This window comes from Anaerotalea alkaliphila (assembly GCF_010179735.1).
Taxonomy (GTDB): Bacteria; Bacillota; Clostridia; order Lachnospirales; family Vallitaleaceae; genus Anaerotalea; species Anaerotalea alkaliphila.
Window position 1 is genome coordinate 1 of the sequence record NZ_JAAEEH010000073.1, and the last position, 2,962, is coordinate 2,962.

Below are 2,962 nucleotides of genomic sequence, written 5' to 3' on the forward strand. Positions count from 1 at the left end.
TTCCGGCGGGGATGTCAAAAATGACCAGTGAATGTGAATTTTTTACTCTATGCCCTTGGCGTTGTGCCCTATATAATGAAGGCATAGAGATGAACAACCCACATATTCACCAAGAAAAGGAGCGATTGTTGTTATGAAGAAATTCCTTATCCTGTTGGCCGTACTGGCCACGATCCTCGGCACCCTGGCAGCCTGCGGCGGCTCCAAGCCCGCGGAAACCCCGGCGACGGGAGAGCCCGCTGGGGGCACGGCAACCGGAACATCCAAGGACACCATCGTCCTGCGACTGGGCGAGAACCAGCCGGCGGACTACCCCACCACCCTGGGGGACCTGGAGTTCGCCCGTCTGGTGGAAGAACGCACCGACGGCCGGATCAAGATTGAAGTCTACTACGGCGGCCAGCTGGGGGACGAGAAGTCCGTCATCGAGCAGGTGCAGTTCGGCGCCATCGACTTCGTGCGGACCAGCATCTCCCCCCTCTCGGAATTCGCCAAGGAACTGAACGTGCTCCAGCTGCCCTACATCTACAGGGATGAGGAGCACCAGTGGGCTGTATTGAACGGGGAGATTGGGGACCAGCTGCTGGAAAGCGTGGACCAGGCCAACATGGTGGGCCTGACCTGGTACGACTCCGGATCCAGGAACTTCTACAACACGAAGAAGGAAGTCAAGTCCATGGCCGACCTCCAGGGCATGAAGATCCGCGTCCAGGAGAGCAAGCTGATGATGGGGCTTGTCCAGGCGGTGGGCGCTTCCCCCACACCCATGCCTTACGGCGAGGTCTACAGCGCGCTGCAGACAGGGGTCATCGACGGTGCGGAGAACAACCTTCCCAGCTACGTCTCCTCCAGCCACTACGAGGTGGCCAAGTACATCACCATGGACGGCCACACGAGGGTCCCTGAGATCGTGGTGGCCAGCAAGGACACCATGAACAAGCTTTCCGCCGAGGACCAGGAGATCATCCGGCAGGCGGCCAAGGATTCCCAGGCCCTGCAGAGGGAAGAATGGGCAAAGTACACGGAAGAGAGCCGGCAGACGGCCATCGACGCAGGATGCGTCATCACCGAGCTGGACGCAGGGCTGCTTTCCGAATTCCAGGCGGCCGTCCAGCCCCTCTATGCGGACTATGCGGAATATGCGGAACTGATCCAGAAGATCCAGGACACGAAGTAAGCAACACCACAATGTTGGGGTCGGTAGCACGGCTCCAACATTTTGCATGAAAGGAGTGAAAGCATGTCTGCAATACGGAAACTTTTGCATCCGGCCTATGTCTTCCTGACCTGGCTGGGCATCCTCCAGCTGGTGGCCATGATCCTCATCGTCAGCGTCAACGTGTTCTACCGCTACGTGATGGGCAGGACCTTCGGATGGGTGGACGAGGTGGCCATCCTGCTGGTGGTCTGGTTCAGCATGATCGCCCTGGCCCTGGGGGTCAAGATGAAGCTGCACATCGCCATCGAGCTGTTCACCAACGGGCTACCCGCCCACTTCCGGGAGCAGGTGCTGAGTCGCCTCTCCTACGGGGTCACCCTGGTGTTCGGGCTGGTCCTGTTCTTCTACGGCATCCAGCTGGCCAAGAACGGCATGTCCTCCACCCTGCCGGCCACGGGCCTGCCGTCCACCGTGGAATACATCTTTGTACCCGTTTCCGGCTTCTTCATCGCGCTGGAAAGCCTGCTTGACCTGGCCGACGGCGGCAAGGGCGAGCATTTCGAGAACGAATTCCTGGGAGGTGGAACGAATGCCTGACATGAACCTGGCCATACTGATCCTGTTCGGAACCTTCATCCTGCTGCTGGTGCTGCGGGTGCCCGTGGCCATCACCCTGGGCGTCTCCTCCATCGCCGCAGCCCTGTACCTGGGCATCCCCCTGCTGCTGATTTCCCAGCGGATGGTCAAGGGCATCGGCTCCTTCTCCCTGCTGGCGATCCCGTTCTTCATCATCTCCGGTGAGATCATGGCCGCCGGAGGGATCTCCCGGAAGCTGATCGAGTTCTCCAACATCTTCGTGGGACGGATCCCCGGAGGCCTGGCCCAGGTCAACGTGCTGACCAGCATGTTCTTCGGGGGGATCTCCGGCTCCGCGGTGGCGGACGTCTCCTCCAACGGGACCATCCTGATGCCCGCCATGAAGCAGGCGGGCTACGACGATGACTTCTCCGTGGCCGTGACCGTGGCCAGCTCCTGCCAGGGGGTCATCATCCCCCCCAGCCACAACATGATCATCTACTCCATGGCCGCAGGGGGGGTCTCCGTAGGCTCCCTGTTCCTGGCCGGCGTGGTCCCCGGGGTGTTCCTGGGCCTGGCCCTGATGGTTCTCAGCTACTTCATGGCCGTCAAGCGGAAGTACCCCCGGGAAGGCAAGCCCGCCCTGAAGGACGCCCTCCGGATCATCCGGGACTCCGTCCTGGGCCTGTTCACCATCGTCATCATCATGGGCGGGGTCCTTTCCGGCGTCTTCACCGCCACGGAATCGGCGGCCATCGCCTCCGTGTACGCCTTCCTGGTCACCTTCTTTGTCTACAGGGAAATCCCCCTGTCCCGGATGAAGGGGATCCTGTTCAACACCATGAAGACCCTGGCCATGGTCATGAGCGTCATCGCCACGGCCTCCGCCTTCGGCTACATCATGTCCTACCTGAAGATCCCCTCCATGGTGGCCCAGGCCCTGCTTTCCGTCAGCGACAACAAGTTCGTGCTCCTGCTGCTGATCAACGTCATGCTGCTGGTCCTGGGGGCCGTCATGGACATGGCGCCGATCATCATCATCGTCACCCCCATCCTGATGCCCATCATCACCGCCCTGGGCATCGACCCCGTGCACTTCGGCATCGTGTTCATCCTGAACCTGGCCGTGGGCCTCTGCACCCCGCCGGTGGGCTCCGCCCTCTTCGTGGGCTGCTCCATCGGCAAGATCTCCATCGAGAAGGCCACCAAGGCCCTGCTCCCCTTCTA

General features: G+C 61.1%; 3 protein-coding genes. All 3 read left to right on the forward strand.

The window, feature by feature from the left end; genetic code table 11:
* Positions 1-133: 133 nt before the first annotated feature.
* On the forward strand, positions 134-1,177 hold the full coding sequence (locus tag GXN74_RS14100) for a TRAP transporter substrate-binding protein (RefSeq protein WP_162371572.1): 1,044 nt from the start codon (positions 134-136) through the stop codon (positions 1,175-1,177).
* A gap of 63 nt (positions 1,178-1,240) precedes the next feature.
* Complete coding sequence (locus GXN74_RS14105; RefSeq protein ID WP_162371573.1) at positions 1,241-1,756, forward strand: TRAP transporter small permease; 516 nt, start codon at positions 1,241-1,243, stop codon at positions 1,754-1,756.
* On the forward strand, positions 1,749-2,962 hold a 1,214-nt coding region (locus GXN74_RS14110; RefSeq protein ID WP_162371574.1), incomplete at its 3' end, for a TRAP transporter large permease. The genes GXN74_RS14105 and GXN74_RS14110, both read left to right, overlap by 8 nt.